Below are 14,631 nucleotides of genomic sequence, written 5' to 3'. Positions count from 1 at the left end.
TCCTGTGACGAGATTGCCTGCGCGGAAGATGAGGTAATGCCGAACGGGACGGACGATCATGTCCTCAGGCCCCAGCGGGAGCCGGCTGGCGGACCTCCACGATCTCGAGCTGATGGGTGCGGCCGTCGCGCGCGGTCCAGGCGATCGCCTGCCCGGTTCCAAGGCCGATCAGCGCGGTGCCGATCGGGGTCAGGATGGAGATCTTGCCCTGTGCGATGTCCGCATCGCCCGGGAACACCAGCGTCACGGTCCGGGTCTCGCCAGTGTCCGGCTTGTAGGTGACGGTCGAGCCCATCTGGACCACGTCGGCCGGCAGCGAGCCGTCCGCCACGACCTTGGCGCGTTCGAGCTCGAGCATCAGCTCCTCGGCCACTTCCGGATTACGGCTTTCCATCGCCTCGGCGAAGGAAACCAGCTTTGCGTGGTCCGTAGCGCCGATCTTGATGACCGGCTTGCGCTTGGCCTTGATCTTTTCCTGCATATTGCACCCATGTATTGTGACCGCGACGGAACCCGGTCATGGGCTGCGACGTGCGGCTGCCTGGCTGGCAGTAGTCATTTCTGTGGTTGTAAGCGCCGAATTCGCAGTCTGAATGGTTGCGAAAAATGCCGTATTCGCCCCACGGCTCGGGGGCGCATGGCAGCCGAGCCGGGGGTTACGATCCCGCGATGGGGCACACCCGAAGGTAAGAAACGGGTCGAATTTCGGCGGCGGTAGTCATGCTGCAAGTGTCCCGAAACTTGGCGGCAAAGTCAAGCGAAGCCTGCCGAGTCCTGTTGGAAAGGCCGGAAATCCGCGCGTTTCGGCAATATCTCGACGCCATGCCGCTGCGTGACATGCCTATCGATCTCGAAGCACGCTTGTAGGCTTCCGTTTTGCCCGGCGAGCCGTCCTGAGCCAGCAAAAAGCCTGTAATACGAGTGTCAAGGTCTGCGTTTAGGAAGGCGGCAGGATCATCAGCGAATCGGCGCCCTGCATCCGGAGGCGCAGCACTTCGCCCCAAAGAGGATCAGGCCCGTGAAAATCGCAGTTATCGGCACTGGTTATGTCGGTCTGGTTTCGGCGGCCTGTTTCGCCGGCTGGGGACATGAAGTCGTCGGCGCGGACAAGGACGCCAGGAAGATCGCGGCCCTGCGCCGCGGCGAGCTTCCGATCTACGAGCCCGGCCTCGACCGGCTGGTCGACGAAGCGGTCGCGCAAAAGCGCCTTTCCTTCACCACCGACCTTTCCATTGCGGTTGCGGGCGCCGACATCGTGCTGCTCGCTGTGGGCACGCCACCGCGCCTGCGCGACGGCGAGGCCGACCTTGCCTTCGTCTATGCCGCAGCGCGCGAGGTGGCGGGCCTGATCGACCGCTTCACCGTCGTGGTCACCAAATCGACCGTTCCGGTCGGCACCGGCGACGAGATCGAGCGCCTGATGACGCGCGCCCGGCCGGATGCCAGCTTCGCCGTCGCCTCCAATCCCGAATTCCTGCGCGAGGGCAGCGCGATCGGCGACTTCCAGCGGCCGGATCGCGTCGTCATCGGCGCAAACGACAGCCGCGCAAGGGAGCTCTTGCAGGCGCTCTATGCGCCCCTGCGCGAGCAGAACGTACCCATTCTGGCGACCGACCGCCGCACCGCCGAGCTGATCAAGTACGCCTCCAACGCCTTCCTCGCCGTAAAGATTTCCTACATCAATGAGATGGCCGATCTGTGCGAAAGCGTCGGCGCGGATGTCCGCGAGGTGGCGCTCGGCATGGGGCTCGACCATCGCATTGGCGCGGGCTTCCTCAATGCCGGGCCGGGCTATGGCGGCTCCTGCTTTCCCAAGGACACGCTGGCTCTCTTGCGCACCTCGCAGGATCACGCCGTGCCGATGCGCATCGTCCAGGAATCGCTTGCGGTCAACGACGCGCGCAAGCGGCGCATGGCGCTGAAGGTGATCGACGCGCTCGACGGCCGTGCCGAAGGCGCCAGCGTCGCGATACTTGGCCTGACCTTCAAGCCCGAGACGGACGACATGCGCGAGGCGCCGTCCATCCCGCTCATCGAGGCGCTGCAGCGCGCCGGCGCCCGGATCCGCGCGCACGACCCGGAAGGCATCGAAAACGCCCGCGCCGTGCTCGACGACGTCGAGTTCTTCGACGACCCATACGAATGCGCTGCCGGCGCCGACGCCGCCGTGCTGATCACCGACTGGAAAAGCCTGAAGGCGCTCGACCTCGGCCGGCTCGGGCACGGCATGCGCCGGCGCGTGCTGGTCGATTTCCGCCATGCCTTCGACCCGGCAGAGGCCGAGCGCCACGGCTTTGCGCTTACCGCAATCGGGCGCCCGTCGGAAAAGCCGCGCCGGACAGAGCGCGCCGAGGCCTCGTCCACCCCGGAAACCAAGGCCCCTGACCCAGGCGCCCGCTCTACGCCTCAGCGCTCGAACAGGATGACGGGCGAGCCCTTGTAGGTGGTCTGCGTGACTTCCCGGTAGCCGAATTTTTCCGCGACACGGATCGAGGGCAGATTGTCCGGGTCGATGATGCAGACGGTGCGCTTTCCGCCAAAATTCCGGTCGGCCCACTCATGGATCGCCGCAACCGCCTCGCTGGCAAAGCCCTTGCCGTGCGCGGCAGGCGCGATTACCCAGCCCGCCTCCGGCGCGCCGCCAAAATCGGGTTCGATGTCGCGCTTAACATCCTGGAAGCCGACCTCGCCGAGGAAACGCCCGCTGTCACGTTCCTCCACGACCCAGTAGCCATAGCCGAGCATCCGCCAGAGCCCGGCATAGCGCAGCAGCCGCGCCCACACCTCCTCGCTCGTCATCGGCCGGCCACCGATGTGGCGGGTGACGGCCATATCGGCCCACAGCGCCAGAGAGGCCTCGAAATCCGAGCGGCGATGCGGCCGGAGGATGGTGCGCGCCGTCTCGATGACGGGGATGTCGGAGTTTTGGGAATTCATGGTGACTTGCTTGATCTGGTGAGGGAATTAGCGCCGGCCACGCCAGGCCATGCTCATCCTAGCCACGCATCGCCGGAGCGACAACCGCAGGATGTCAGCAATCTGGCGTCCACGCTTGACCACAGCCGAAATCACGGCACTTCTATGCACGGACAGTTGCCCAGCCCGACTCCAGAGGAAACCAATGGAAACCGTCGACCTGCTGCTTGCCATCTTCCACCACGTACTGGTCTTTTCGCTCGCGGCGGTCCTTGCCGCCGAGGTCGTGCTCATCCGCAACGAGATGACGCACAGGACGATCGGTAGGCTGGCCGGCATAGACCGCGCCTATGGTCTTCTCGCGCTGTTCATCGTCATCATCGGCATCGCGCGGGTGTTTTATGGCCTCAAGGGCTGGGAATTCTACGCCTATAGCTGGACCTTCTGGGCCAAGATGGCCGTCTTTGTCGCCGTCGGTTTGCTTTCGGTCCCGCCCACCATTCGTTATCTTTCGTGGAAGCGGCAGGCAGAGGCCGACAACGCCTTCGCCGTGCCCCCGACCGAACTCGCCTCCGTGCGCGGCTATCTGCGCGCGCAGATGATGCTGTTCATGCTGATCCCGATCTTCGCGGCCGCGATGGCGCGCGGCTACGGTCAGTTCGGCTGAAGAAGCACAATTTGCCCTACTGGGCCGCCTCCAGCGGCTCGATCGGCACCAGCGGCGCCGGAATGCTGGTGGTCTTGTCCTTGTACTTGCAAAGATCGGCGATCACGCATTTTTCGCATTCGGGCTTACGGGCCTTGCACACATAGCGCCCGTGCAGGATCAGCCAGTGGTGGGCATGGCGCATATACTCTTGCGGAATGATGCGGACGAGCTCGGCCTCCACCTGCTCCGGCGTCTTGCCGGGCGCCAGCCCGATGCGGTTGCCGATGCGGAAGATGTGCGTGTCGACAGCCATGGTGTGCTGGCCGAAGGCCATGTTCAGCACCACATTGGCGGTCTTGCGCCCCACCCCCGGCAGCTTCACCAGTTCCTCGCGGTCGTCCGGCACCTTGCCGCCGTGATCGCGGATCAGCGCCTCGCAGAGCGCAATCACATTCTTGGCCTTGGCCCGCCACAGGCCGATGGTGCGGATATATTCGCCGAGCTTTTCCTCGCCGAGCGCCAGCATCTTTTCGGGCGTGTCAGCGATCGCAAAAAGCGGCCGCGTTGCCTTGTTGACGCCCGCGTCGGTGGCCTGGGCCGAGAGCACCACCGCAACGAGCAGGGTGAAGGCGTTGACGTGCTCCAGCTCGCCCTTCGGCTCCGGGCGCTGCACCGAAAAGCGCCGGAAAATCTCGTGGATTTCCGCCGGCGTGTAGAGCGTCTTTGGCCGGCGCACGCGGGGTTTTGCCCGCACCGCGCCGTTGGCCTTTGCCGGCTGTGGCTTTTTCAAGCTCTCTCGATCTTTTGCTTTGGGTATGCTCATCGCTTTCCTATAAACTGCAAGCATGAGCGAGACAAACGCCGCATATACTGCCGACGAGCCGTTTTTCCACGCGCTCCTGAAGCCCTACCGATCCCTCGGCCGCACCGGTTTCCTCGTCCTGATGGGAGCCATGACCTTCGGCTGGATCGTCACCGGCATTTTCTTCATCGCGCATGGCGCATGGCCCGTCTTCGGCTTCTTCGGCCTCGACGTGCTCGGCCTCTACATCGCCTTCCGGTTGAACTATCGCGCCGCCCGCGTCAGCGAGGAAGTGATCGTCTCGCGCACCAGCCTCGATATCCTCAAGGTGGCGGCATCCGGCCGGTCGGAAAGCTACCATTTCAACCCGTTCTGGGCGCGGTTTTCGGTCAAGCGTCACGCCGAGATCGGCATCACCGACATGGCCGTGGTTTCGCGCGAAAAAAGCGTGCCGATCGGCAGCTTCCTCAACCCCGACGACCGCGAGAGCTTCGCCAAGGCATTTACGCTTGCGCTGGCAACCGCCAAGAAGCGCTAATCAGAATTTGAATCTGACCAGCCTGCCGACCTTGCGCAGGGGCGGGACGATATTCCAGGCGAGCGCGATCCAGCGGGCGGACCAGTCCATGTGGGTGAGATGCTCCGGCCGGTAGGCCGAAAGGTCCTCGACAAGTTTCAGCCCCGGCACCTCCTGTTCGAGGTCGTGCGGGTCGTTGACGGCCCAATGGAGCTCCGCCCCGGTCAAGCGAACGGCCGGGTTCTGGCGCACGAGCTTGAGGCCGAGATCGCTGTAAAGGTCGCAGACCACCTCGCCGCCGCGGCGAAGGTGCGACACCAGCCGCGAAAGCAGAAGCGGGCCGTCCTTGGCCGCCAGATAGGGCGTCAGCCCCTCCGCCACCACGATCGCCGGCCTGTTGCGCGGCACACGCGCCAGCCAGTCCGGCTCGGTGACCGAGGTGGCGATCAGCCGATAGTTTTCGCGCAGCGGATAGATCCGGCGGCGCAGCTCGACCACTTCGGGGAAATCGACGTCGAGCCACTCGACCCTGGCCGGCGGGTCTATGCGAAAAACCCGCGTGTCGAGGCCGCAGCCCAGATCCATCACGATCGCGTCCGGATGATCTGCCAGGAATGCCCGCACCCAGTCGTCCAGCGTCCTGGCGCGCGCGGCAAAGCCCACGCCCATGACGCCGTCGACCTTCAGCTTCGAAAAGTCGTAGTCGATCCTGGCGGCTGCCTCCTCGGCGAAGTGGTCCGCCAGGATGGAGTTTGGACGCCTGCTTTCGAGGGCTTTGCCGTAGAGGGTGATGAGCAGGGTTTCCCGCTCCCTGGTCAGGGATACCTTTTCACGTTCCATGTTGCTTCCCGGTGGCATGGGCTATGCTATCTGGGGTCGAAAGCCCATAAGGCAAGTTTCGGGTGGTTATGCCGCGATCACAGTTCGATAATGGCGTTCAAGGAGATGAAACCATGAACGCAGGTACCGCGATTTTGCGTGAGGAAGTCACGCCGCAGGGCGGCGATTACGAAATCGTTCGCCGCGTCATCGAAAAGATCAGCCTCGACTATCGCGACCAACCCTCGCTGGAGACGCTTGCCGCGGACGTGGGCGAAACCCCGACCGGGCTGCAAAAGCTGTTCACCCGCTGGGCAGGCCTCTCCCCCAAGGGCTTCCTGCAGGCCGTCACGCTCGACCACGCCCGCCGGCTGCTCGACGAGGGCATGCCGCTGCTCGACGCGGCCTATGAGGTCGGCATGTCCGGTCCCGGAAGGCTGCACGATTTGTTCGTCACTCACGAGGCGATGTCGCCCGGCGCCTACAAGAACCGCGGCGAGGGCCTGACCATCCGCTACGGCTACCACATCTCGCCCTTCGGCGTGGCGCTGATCATGGTCACCGACCGGGGCCTTGCCGGCCTGTCCTTCAACGATGCCGGCCATGAACGCGAGGCCTTCGGGGACATGTCGAGCCGCTGGCCCAACGCGAGCTATGTCGAGGACATGGCCGCCACCGCACCTTACGCCGCGCGCATCTTCGACCCGGCCCGCTGGCGCGCCGAAGACCCGCTGCGCGTGGTCATGATCGGCACCGACTTCCAGCTGCGGGTGTGGGACGCGCTGCTGAAAATCCCGATGGGCAAGGCCTGCACCTATTCGGAAGTCGCTTCCAGGATCGGCTCGCCCTCGGCCAGCCGCGCGGTGGGCGCGGCGGTGGGCGCCAACCCGATCTCCTTCGTGGTGCCCTGCCACCGCGTCGTCGGCAAGTCCGGCGCGCTGACCGGCTACCACTGGGGCCTGACGCGCAAGCGCGCCATCCTCGGCTGGGAGGTCGGGCAGCTGGGCTCGTGACCTCGCGTCCCTGAATGTCACTTCGATGCCGGATCGGGCTGTCGATTGCGTCCGATTCGGTATTTCCATGCGTGCACGAGCAGGATAGCTTCCCGGCGCAATTCTCCAGGAGGCTATCCTTGATCACCGTCATCGGCTCCATCAATCTCGACCTGAGCGCCAGCGTCGACCGGCTGCCCGCTCCGGGCGAGACCGTGCCGGGCAGCGGCTTCAAGACGGCGCCGGGCGGCAAGGGCGCCAACCAGGCGCTGGGTGCCGCGCGCGCCGGCGCTCCCGTGCGCATGATCGGGGCGGTGGGCAAGGACGCTTTCGCCGGCGAGGCGCTGGCGCTGCTCAAGGACGGCATGGTCGATCTTTCCGGCGTGGCCGAGGCCGAGGCACCCACCGGCACCGCGCTGATCCTTGTGGGCGACGACGGCGAGAACATGATCGCCGTGGTGCCCGGCTCCAATGCCGCGGTGCTGTCGGAGAGCCTGGAAAAGGTCGCGCTCGAAAAGGGCGACATCGTGCTCCTGCAGCACGAAATCCCGCTCGCAACCGTCGAGGCAGCCCTTGATGCCACGGCAGCCGCCGGCGGCATCGCCATCCTCAACACCGCGCCCTTCCGCAAGGAGGCGGCGACCTTCCTCGGCAAGGCGAACTATGTCGTCGCCAACGAAACCGAATTCGACCTCTATTGCGAAGCGCTGGCGCTCTCCGGCGCCGACCGCCCTGCCCGCATGAAGGCCTTTGCCGAAAAGACCGGCCGCACCGTCATCGTCACGCTTGGCGGCGACGGCGTGCTTGCGGCAACGCCCGAGGCCTTCCTCAGCGTGCCGGCGCTCAAGATCACGCCCGTCGACACGGTCGGCGCTGGCGACACGTTCTGCGGCTATCTGGCCGCCGGCCTTGCCGAGCGCCTGCCGCTGGGCGATGCGCTGCGGCGCGCGGCCGTCGCCGGTTCGCTTGCCTGCTTGAAGCCAGGCGCGCAACCGGCGATCCCGCTTGCCAGCGAGGTGGACGCGGCACTTGCCGGCCAGCCGGTGGGCTGACGCCATGACCGCCCGTCCCACCTCAAAACACGACCTGCCACCGACGGGCGAAATCTGCCGCATGTCGGCGGTGGAGCTGGTGGAGAAGATCAAGGCGCGCCAGCTTTCGGTGCGCGAGGTGGCCACCGCCTTCCTCGACCGCATCGACGCCGTGAACCCCAAGGTGAACGCGATCGTGTCGCTGCGCGACCGCGCCGACATCCTCGCCGAGGCCGACGCCGCGGACAGCGCGCTGGCCAAGGGCGCCACGCCCGGCCCGCTCCACGGCCTGCCCATCGCCATCAAGGACCTGGCGCTGACCAGGGGTCTCAAGACCACCTTCGGCTCGCCGATCTTCGCCGATTTCGTGCCCGACGAGGACGATTTCTTCGTCGAGCGCATGCGCGCGGCCGGCGCCATCTTCATAGGCAAGACCAACACGCCCGAATTCGGCCTCGGCTCGAACACCTACAACAACGTCTTCGGCGCAACGCTCAACGCCTTCGACCCGTCGCTGACGGCCGGCGGATCGAGCGGCGGTGCTGCCGTCGCGCTGGCGCTCGACATGGTGCCGGTGGCCGACGGCAGCGATTTCGGCGGCTCGCTGCGCAACCCCGCCGCTTTCAACAATGTCTACGGCCTGCGCCCCTCGCAGGGGCTGGTGCCGGGCGGGCCGATGAACGAAGTGTTCCATTCGCAAATCGGCCTCGAAGGTCCGATGGCCCGCAATGTGCGCGACATGGCGCTGCTGCTCGACGTGCAGGCCGGCCATGATGCGCGAGCGCCGCTGTCGCATAGCGGCGAAGCCTCCCATCTCGACGGGCTTGGCACTAAGCCCAAGGGCGGGCGCATCGCCTGGTTCGGCGATCTCGGCGGCCATCTGCCGGTCGAGCCCGGCATTTTGGAGCTTTGTGAGGCGGGCCTGCGGCGTTTCGCCGACGTCGGCTTTGTGGCCGAACCTGTCGTACCCGACTTCGATTTCAATGAGCTGTGGCGCGCCTTCGTCACGCTTCGCCAGGCCACCAGCGGCTGCGAACTCAAGGCGCATTTCGACAACCCCGCCCGGCGCGACCTGCTGAAGCCCGAAGCGGTATGGGAAGTCGAGGGCGCGATGCGCCTCACCGCCGTCCAGGTACACGCCGCCTCGACCGTCCGTTCGAAATGGTACCGGACGCTGCTAAAACTGTTCGAACGCTTCGACCTGCTGGCGCTGCCCACGGCGCAGGTGTTCCCCTTCCCGGTCGGCAAGCACTGGCCGAAGGAAGTTGCAGGCCGCGCGATGGACAGCTACCACCGCTGGATGGAAGTCTCGGCCTATGCCTCGCTGGCCGGCTGCCCCGCCGTCAACGTGCCGGTGGGTTTTGACGCGCAAGGCCGCCCCATGGGCATGCAGCTCATCGGCCGCCCGCGCGGCGACTTGGCCCTGTTGCAGGCAGCCGCAGCCTATGAGACGGTGCTGCCATGGGCCGCGGGGGCATGATGGCATAACGTCCCCGCAGCCAGCTTCGATAAAGCGGCGGGGGACAGGCCGTGTCTATCAGTTTCAGGAATCGCCTTGCGTTTCGGCTTGAGCTTTTGAGGCAGTCACGCAAGGAATACGGTGTCGGAGCCGTTCTAGCCGCAGTGATGGTCTCCATAGTGGCCGTGCCGGTGTTTTATTTCGACAGCCCCGTGTCGAACTACGAGAGACTTCAAGCGGTAGTGATCTCAATCCCATCTGTTCACATGAAGGGATTCTCGCCTTCTCTATACATGGCAAAACTGATTGATGACGGGCAGCTGGTCACAATCAAAGACAGTCGGCTTCATGAAATCGGGACAATTATCAAAGTCGAGCGGCGGACCCGTAAGAATGGCGTCGTGACCTACCACCTCGTCCCGCCTGGCTGCGAGACGCCCGACTGCGCAGGACCTTGACCGAAAGCACGGAGGGCAAGTCGTGACGGCCAGTCTGCGAAATCGCTTTCATTTTCGAATTGCGCTCTTGCGCGCTCACGCCAGGGAATGGACCATCGGCGCCGCCCTGCTGGCTGGCAGTGTCGGCATATTGCTATTCCTGATGCTACGCTTCGACAGCCCCGTCGTGAAATCCGAACGCGTCGAGGGGACCATAGTCTCTGTCGCCATGATCCCGCAGAAATCCTACGGCGAACCGACCTCAGCGATCAGCTACCAATACATCGTCTCCCTTGGCGACAATGAAACCGTTGTCGCCGCCGATCAGATATCGCGCCCACATCCGGCCGGCTCGTCGGTCAAGATCGAACGGCGAACGCGCGCCAATGGCACGGTTACGTTCCATATCGTTCCGTCCGATTGCGTGGCGCCGGAATGCGTCGTGCCCTTCAACCAACAGTTCTAGGCGGCCGCGAAACCAGCCCCTGGACAGTTCCCCTACGGAATGCATTGATCTTCCCTTCAATAGGGAAACGCAGCGATGTCTCTCGAAATCTATGCCGCCTATGTCCTCGCCTGCATCGTCATCATCCTGGTGCCGGGCCCGACCGTCACGCTGATCATCGCCTCCAGCATGCGCCACGGCACGCGCGCGGGCCTGCTCAACGTCGCCGGCACGCAAGTGGGCATTGCCCTCATGATCGGCATCGTCGGCATCGGGCTGACCTCCATGATCGAATCGGCCGGTCATTGGTTCGAGTGGCTGCGGCTGCTGGGTGCCGCCTATCTCATCTGGATGGGCTGGCAGATGCTGCGCGCCGGCGGCCGGCTGGCGGAGGGCGCCGCGCCGGTGCCGCCGCGCGGCGGCTTTTTCCTGCAGGGTTTTCTGGTCGCCATCAGCAATCCCAAGACGCTGATCTTCTTCGGCGCCTTCATCCCCCAGTTCCTCGATCCGAAAGGCAACTACCCGCTGCAGATCGTCATCATGGGCGCCACCGCGCTCATTTTCGCGGCGATGTCGGATTCGACCTATGCCATGCTGGCCGGCCGCGCCGGTCGCCTGCTTTCGGCCCACCGCATCCGGCTGCTCTCGCGCCTCAACGGCGGCTTTCTCATCGGCGGCGGACTGTGGCTGGCCTTCTCGCGGGCGAGGTGAGTGGGGGATAAATTCCGCTGTACTTGGAGCGTAACCCGCTGGAATCATTGATCGCGGCAAAAAGATCGGACGCGCTTCATCCCCCACATTTCCGCTTCGCACATAATGCCTGCATCGGCCTCACCGGGAGCACGGGTCATGAACCGGATGAGCGTGGAGGCCGACGATGTCCGGGCTGGTGGTGCTACGGTCGCACTGCTGGGTGATGAACCCCCAAGTCCGGGCCCAGGGTGTGGCTGGCCGCGCGAATGCGGAGGCGAACAAACCCAGGCAAGAGCATCGAACGGGCGGTCGAAGGGCCGCAAGATTTACTTAGATAAGCGTGTCCGACGACCGCCCGTCTTCCCAGCTCTCCGACGGGAGCGATCTTTGAAATGGCCAGACGCGAAAGCGGGCGTGGCGATGAATAGGTGCGTTCTTCGAGACAGCGCTTCGCGCCTCCTCAGAATGAGGGAGGTGAGCGCCGCCGGTAGCCCTCATGGTGAGGTGTGAGCCCGCAGGGCGAGCCTCGAACCACGAGGGCGGGATGTGTTGCGCCGGCGCCCTCTCCCCTCAAGGGGAGGGAAAACGCCGCGCAAGCCCCAGCTACAGCCGCGCCAGCCTTTCGGCCAGCAACCCGAAGAATCCGTCGTGGTCGATGTCGCGCATGACGGTGGCGTTCTTCTGACGCGCTGTGACGCTCCACCAGTCGATCACGGTCATGCCCAGGGTGAGCTCGGAGCCCAGCTCGATCTCGACATTGCAGTGGCGGCCCTTGAACAGTTCGGGCTTTATCAGATAGGCAATGACGCAAGGATCGTGCAGCGGGCCGCCGTCGGTGCCGTACTTCTCCTCGTCGAAGCGCTCGAAGAAGTCGAGCAGCTCGGCGGTGGCGTCGCCCACCTTGGTTCCCATCTTGCGGAAGGCGTCGACGCGCTTGGCGGTGGTCAGCGCCTTATGGGTGACGTCGAGCGGCATCATGACGATCGGCACGCCCGAGCGGAACACCACGTCGGCCGCGTGCGGATCGACATAGATGTTGAATTCGGCGGCGGGCGTGATGTTGCCGCCCTCGAAGAAGCCGCCGCCCATCAGCACGATCTGCTTGATGCGCTTGGCGATCTGGGGCTCGCGCACCAGCGCCAGCGCAATGTTGGTGAGCGGGCCGAGCGGGCAGAGCGTGACGGCGCCGGGCTCCTCCTTCATCAGCGTCTCGACGATGAAGTCGACGGCATGCTGCTCCTGCAGCTTCATGGTCGGCTCCGGCAGGTCCGGGCCGTCGAGTCCGGTCTTGCCGTGTACATGCTCGGCGGTGACCAGCGGGCGCACCATCGGGCGGATGGCGCCGGCAAAGACCTTGGTGTCCAGCTTGCCGGCCAGTTCGCAGACCTTGCGCGCGTTCTTTTCGGTCAGATGCAGGGGAACGTTGCCGGCAACCGCGGTGATGCCGAGGACTTCCAGCTCAGGGCTCGCAAGCGCCAGAAGGATGGCAACGGCATCGTCCTGGCCCGGATCGGTATCGATGATTATCTTTTGCGTGGCTGCCATTTCTGGTTTCCCTTATGTGATCCGCCCGTGATCGAAGCAGGCTTGAACTTGTTCGTGGCGCGGACCATATCAGCAACAACGGGAAAGATGCCATTAGGGTTTTTCCTTTTAGGTCGCTCTTCGAGGACACGAAAATGAGTCGCATGACGCCCTTTTCGAGCCCGCTACTGCTCGGGTTCGATGCAATGGAAAAGACGCTGGAGCGCTTGGCGAAGTCGGGAGACAGTTACCCGCCGTACAACATCGAGCGGCTGCGTCGGTCCGAAGGAAACGGTGAGACGTTGCGCATTACGCTGGCTGTGGCCGGCTTTTGCGAGGACAATCTGGAAGTCACCACCGAGGAAAACCAGTTGGTGGTGCGTGGCAAGCAGACAGATGACACCGAACGCGAGTTTCTGCACCGGGGCATCGCCTCGCGGCAGTTTCAGCGCACCTTCGTCCTGGCGGACGGCATGCGGGTCATCGGGGCCGAATTGAAGAACGGACTTCTGTCCGTCGACCTCGACCGGCCGGAGCCGGAACGCTTCGTACGGAAAATCAACATTTCGGTGAAAGACTGAACGTCGCCCGCCGGAATCAAGCAGCTCTAAGCGCGGGTTTGGTCCTAACGACGCCCCGCAAGAAGGAGGCTCATTATGACGACGATATCCACCTATCATGATCCGAAGCCGGTTCTGACCGAGGCCGAGCTGGCCCATCTGGGCGAAGGCACCGTGGCCTATCTCCGCAAGATCGACAGTGATGAACTGAAGGGCAAGTTCCCGAGCCTGAGCGAGATCGCTTCGGGCATGGAGATCTGGGCGCTGTTTGCCGCCAACGGCCAGCCGATCCTCCTCTCCGATGCACGCGACACCGCCCTTGCCGGTGCCCTCGAGAATCACCTGACCCCGGTCGCCATCCACTGACCGGCGGCTAGTTGCTCGCCCAATTGGGCGAGCGGCGCTGCAAAAGACAAAGGGCGGTCCAAGGACCGCCCGGCGCCGTAAATACCCTGAAAGCTGAAGCTCAGGCCGCGTGCGAGGTCTGCGTATCCGAAAGCAACGCATGGATCGCCGCCGCATCGCGGGTGCCGCGAATCTTGGCAACGGTGTCCGGATCGCGCAGCACGCGCGCAATGCGCGACAGAGCCTTCAGGTGATCTGCGCCGGCGCCCTCGGGCGCCAGCAGCAGAAACACCAGGTCCACGGGCTGATCGTCCAGCGATTCGAATTCCACCGGCGTTTCCAGCCGCGCGAAAACGCCCGTAATGCTCTTCACGCCGGGCAGCTTGCCGTGCGGGATGGCAATGCCGTTGCCGACGCCAGTCGACCCCAGACGCTCGCGCTGGAGGATGGTGTCGAAGACTTCCCGCTCCGGCAGCCCGGTGATCGCGGCGGCCCTTTCGGCGAGAAGTTGCAGCAGTTGCTTCTTGGAATTCGCCTTCAAGGCCGGCATGATTGCCTGCACCTCGATCAGATCGCTCAGATCCATGCCCAATATCCTTTCTCTGCCCGATCGCCCGAACCCCATTCGGTACCTCGGTCAGGAGACGTTTCTTATCCCTGCGCGATTTTTGTCGTCGAAGGGTCGATCCACCCGATATTTCCGTCCGGCCTCCTGTAGACGATATTGACCTGGTCATTCCCGGCATTGCGAAACACGAAGACCGGGGTGTCCTTGGTATCGAGTTCGATCACCGCCGAGGCGACCGACATTGTCTTCAGCGCCATCGTCGTTTCGGCGACAATGGCCGGCGCGTAGTCCGGCGGCAGTTCTTCCTCTTCCTCGTCATCGGTCAGCGGCGCCATCACCGTATAGGCGATGTTGACGGCCGCGCCGTTGATGCCCGGGTTGTGCGACTTCAAGCGGCGCTTGTAGCGGCGCAGGCGCTTTTCGAGACGTTCTGCCGCCGCCTCGAAGGCGGCGACCGGCTCCTGCGCCTCGCCTGCGGCCTGAAGCGCGATGCCTGTGTCGAGGCGGATCATACAGTCGGCCGCGAAGCGCGACGTCGATTTCACGACCGTTACATGTCCGGAAAACCCGCCATCGAAATATTTATCGATCGCTTCACCGATCCGTTCCTCGATGCGTTCACGAAACGCATCGCCGACATCCATGTGCTTTCCCGATATGCGTAGAGTCATCTGAAAACTGACCTTCCTGCTCAGACTTCAAATCGCTTCGAGTTTATACCCATGGACGGCGCAAACAAGGTTCACGGCGGTACTCGCGCCGAAATTAAGCCTGAACTTTCCGCTTAGTCACAAGCCGTCTCCAGACGGGTCATCTATTACCGGGCCGCGCCCTTTCCCTTGCGGGCGGGCTTCTAGTCACTTCCCAGGCGCTT

General features: G+C 64.2%; 18 protein-coding genes. 11 read left to right on the top strand and 7 right to left on the bottom strand.

The window, feature by feature from the left end; genetic code table 11:
* Positions 1–64: 64 nt before the first annotated feature.
* Positions 65–481, bottom strand: a complete 417-nt coding sequence (rnk, locus tag C7I85_RS26640; RefSeq protein ID WP_106727036.1) for a nucleoside diphosphate kinase regulator — start codon at positions 479–481, stop codon at positions 65–67.
* Positions 482–1,018: 537 nt separating this feature from the next.
* Here rnk and C7I85_RS26635 point away from each other — a divergent pair.
* Positions 1,019–2,443 (top strand): UDP-glucose dehydrogenase family protein, encoded by a 1,425-nt coding sequence (locus C7I85_RS26635; protein WP_106727035.1) that lies wholly within the window; start codon positions 1,019–1,021, stop codon positions 2,441–2,443.
* On the opposite strand, the gene C7I85_RS26630 is transcribed toward C7I85_RS26635, so the two are convergent.
* Entirely contained in the window at positions 2,407–2,937 is a 531-nt protein-coding gene (locus C7I85_RS26630) for a GNAT family N-acetyltransferase (RefSeq protein WP_106727034.1), read from the bottom strand. The two genes, C7I85_RS26635 and C7I85_RS26630, sit on opposite strands and share 37 nt — an antisense overlap.
* A 184-nt stretch (positions 2,938–3,121) precedes the next feature.
* Here C7I85_RS26630 and C7I85_RS26625 point away from each other — a divergent pair, with 184 nt between their 5' ends.
* Positions 3,122–3,583, top strand: coding sequence for a DUF2214 family protein (locus tag C7I85_RS26625; RefSeq protein WP_106727033.1), 462 nt, complete (start codon positions 3,122–3,124; stop codon positions 3,581–3,583).
* Between the two features lie 16 nt (positions 3,584–3,599).
* On the opposite strand, the gene nth is transcribed toward C7I85_RS26625, so the two are convergent.
* The gene (gene nth / locus C7I85_RS26620; protein ID WP_106727032.1) at positions 3,600–4,388 is read right to left on the bottom strand and encodes an endonuclease III; all 789 of its coding nucleotides are present in this window, start codon (positions 4,386–4,388) and stop codon (positions 3,600–3,602) included.
* A gap of 22 nt (positions 4,389–4,410) precedes the next feature.
* On the opposite strand from nth, the gene C7I85_RS26615 reads away from it, so the two are divergent.
* Entirely contained in the window at positions 4,411–4,905 is a 495-nt protein-coding gene (locus tag C7I85_RS26615) for a DUF2244 domain-containing protein (protein WP_106727031.1), read from the top strand.
* On the opposite strand, the gene C7I85_RS26610 is transcribed toward C7I85_RS26615, so the two are convergent.
* Positions 4,906–5,724, bottom strand: a complete 819-nt coding sequence (locus tag C7I85_RS26610) for a class I SAM-dependent methyltransferase (RefSeq protein ID WP_106727030.1) — start codon at positions 5,722–5,724, stop codon at positions 4,906–4,908. It lies immediately after the preceding gene.
* A gap of 113 nt (positions 5,725–5,837) precedes the next feature.
* On the opposite strand from C7I85_RS26610, the gene C7I85_RS26605 reads away from it, so the two are divergent.
* From C7I85_RS26605 to C7I85_RS26580, 6 genes are all read left to right on the top strand, one after another.
* Entirely contained in the window at positions 5,838–6,716 is an 879-nt protein-coding gene (locus C7I85_RS26605; protein ID WP_106727029.1) for a methylated-DNA--[protein]-cysteine S-methyltransferase, read from the top strand.
* A 119-nt stretch (positions 6,717–6,835) separates the two neighbouring features.
* A complete protein-coding gene (locus C7I85_RS26600) occupies positions 6,836–7,747 on the top strand; it encodes a ribokinase (RefSeq protein WP_106727028.1) in 912 nt (303 codons plus the stop codon).
* A gap of 4 nt (positions 7,748–7,751) precedes the next feature.
* Positions 7,752–9,206 (top strand): amidase, encoded by a 1,455-nt coding sequence (locus tag C7I85_RS26595; RefSeq protein WP_106727057.1) that lies wholly within the window; start codon positions 7,752–7,754, stop codon positions 9,204–9,206.
* A gap of 50 nt (positions 9,207–9,256) precedes the next feature.
* Positions 9,257–9,643, top strand: coding sequence for a hypothetical protein (locus C7I85_RS26590; RefSeq protein ID WP_146148976.1), 387 nt, complete (start codon positions 9,257–9,259; stop codon positions 9,641–9,643).
* Between the two features lie 22 nt (positions 9,644–9,665).
* Positions 9,666–10,088, top strand: coding sequence for a hypothetical protein (locus C7I85_RS26585; protein ID WP_106727026.1), 423 nt, complete (start codon positions 9,666–9,668; stop codon positions 10,086–10,088).
* A 75-nt stretch (positions 10,089–10,163) separates the two neighbouring features.
* Positions 10,164–10,778, top strand: a complete 615-nt coding sequence (locus tag C7I85_RS26580; RefSeq protein WP_106727025.1) for a LysE family translocator — start codon at positions 10,164–10,166, stop codon at positions 10,776–10,778.
* Between the two features lie 585 nt (positions 10,779–11,363).
* Here the strand turns inward: C7I85_RS26580 and C7I85_RS26575 are convergent.
* Positions 11,364–12,305: a nucleoside hydrolase gene (locus C7I85_RS26575; protein ID WP_106727024.1), complete on the bottom strand. Its 942-nt coding sequence runs from the start codon at positions 12,303–12,305 to the stop codon at positions 11,364–11,366.
* Between the two features lie 134 nt (positions 12,306–12,439).
* On the opposite strand from C7I85_RS26575, the gene C7I85_RS26570 reads away from it, so the two are divergent.
* Together C7I85_RS26570 and C7I85_RS26565 are read left to right on the top strand one after the other, a co-directional pair.
* Entirely contained in the window at positions 12,440–12,865 is a 426-nt protein-coding gene (locus C7I85_RS26570; RefSeq protein WP_106727023.1) for an Hsp20 family protein, read from the top strand.
* A gap of 75 nt (positions 12,866–12,940) precedes the next feature.
* On the top strand, positions 12,941–13,210 hold the full coding sequence (locus C7I85_RS26565; RefSeq protein WP_106727022.1) for a DUF1150 family protein: 270 nt from the start codon (positions 12,941–12,943) through the stop codon (positions 13,208–13,210).
* Between the two features lie 100 nt (positions 13,211–13,310).
* On the opposite strand, the gene ptsN is transcribed toward C7I85_RS26565, so the two are convergent.
* Together ptsN and hpf are read right to left on the bottom strand one after the other, a co-directional pair.
* Positions 13,311–13,775, bottom strand: coding sequence for a PTS IIA-like nitrogen regulatory protein PtsN (gene ptsN, locus C7I85_RS26560; RefSeq protein WP_106727021.1), 465 nt, complete (start codon positions 13,773–13,775; stop codon positions 13,311–13,313).
* 65 nt (positions 13,776–13,840) lie between these two features.
* Entirely contained in the window at positions 13,841–14,428 is a 588-nt protein-coding gene (gene hpf, locus C7I85_RS26555) for a ribosome hibernation-promoting factor, HPF/YfiA family (protein ID WP_106727020.1), read from the bottom strand.
* Positions 14,429–14,631: the final 203 nt, after the last annotated feature.

The sequence above is a fragment of the Pseudaminobacter soli (ex Li et al. 2025) genome, from assembly GCF_003012705.1.
GTDB lineage: Bacteria > Pseudomonadota > Alphaproteobacteria > Rhizobiales > Rhizobiaceae > Pseudaminobacter > Pseudaminobacter soli.
Note: the sequence above shows the minus strand (reverse complement) of the source record. Positions and strands in the feature narration are given on the sequence as shown.

What these genes read in the sequence shown, in the direction of transcription:
- rnk (WP_106727036.1), bottom strand. Translation starts at nt 481, where the DNA reads ATGCAGGAAAAGATCAAGGCCAAGCGCAAGCCGGTCATCAAGATCGGC.
- C7I85_RS26630 (WP_106727034.1), bottom strand. Translation starts at nt 2,937, where the DNA reads ATGAATTCCCAAAACTCCGACATCCCCGTCATCGAGACGGCGCGCACC.
- C7I85_RS26625 (WP_106727033.1), top strand. Translation starts at nt 3,122, where the DNA reads ATGGAAACCGTCGACCTGCTGCTTGCCATCTTCCACCACGTACTGGTC.
- nth (WP_106727032.1), bottom strand. Translation starts at nt 4,388, where the DNA reads ATGAGCATACCCAAAGCAAAAGATCGAGAGAGCTTGAAAAAGCCACAG.
- C7I85_RS26615 (WP_106727031.1), top strand. Translation starts at nt 4,411, where the DNA reads ATGAGCGAGACAAACGCCGCATATACTGCCGACGAGCCGTTTTTCCAC.
- C7I85_RS26610 (WP_106727030.1), bottom strand. Translation starts at nt 5,724, where the DNA reads ATGGAACGTGAAAAGGTATCCCTGACCAGGGAGCGGGAAACCCTGCTC.
- C7I85_RS26605 (WP_106727029.1), top strand. Translation starts at nt 5,838, where the DNA reads ATGAACGCAGGTACCGCGATTTTGCGTGAGGAAGTCACGCCGCAGGGC.
- C7I85_RS26595 (WP_106727057.1), top strand. Translation starts at nt 7,752, where the DNA reads ATGACCGCCCGTCCCACCTCAAAACACGACCTGCCACCGACGGGCGAA.
- C7I85_RS26580 (WP_106727025.1), top strand. Translation starts at nt 10,164, where the DNA reads ATGTCTCTCGAAATCTATGCCGCCTATGTCCTCGCCTGCATCGTCATC.
- C7I85_RS26575 (WP_106727024.1), bottom strand. Translation starts at nt 12,305, where the DNA reads ATGGCAGCCACGCAAAAGATAATCATCGATACCGATCCGGGCCAGGAC.
- C7I85_RS26570 (WP_106727023.1), top strand. Translation starts at nt 12,440, where the DNA reads ATGAGTCGCATGACGCCCTTTTCGAGCCCGCTACTGCTCGGGTTCGAT.
- C7I85_RS26565 (WP_106727022.1), top strand. Translation starts at nt 12,941, where the DNA reads ATGACGACGATATCCACCTATCATGATCCGAAGCCGGTTCTGACCGAG.
- ptsN (WP_106727021.1), bottom strand. Translation starts at nt 13,775, where the DNA reads ATGGATCTGAGCGATCTGATCGAGGTGCAGGCAATCATGCCGGCCTTG.
- hpf (WP_106727020.1), bottom strand. Translation starts at nt 14,428, where the DNA reads ATGACTCTACGCATATCGGGAAAGCACATGGATGTCGGCGATGCGTTT.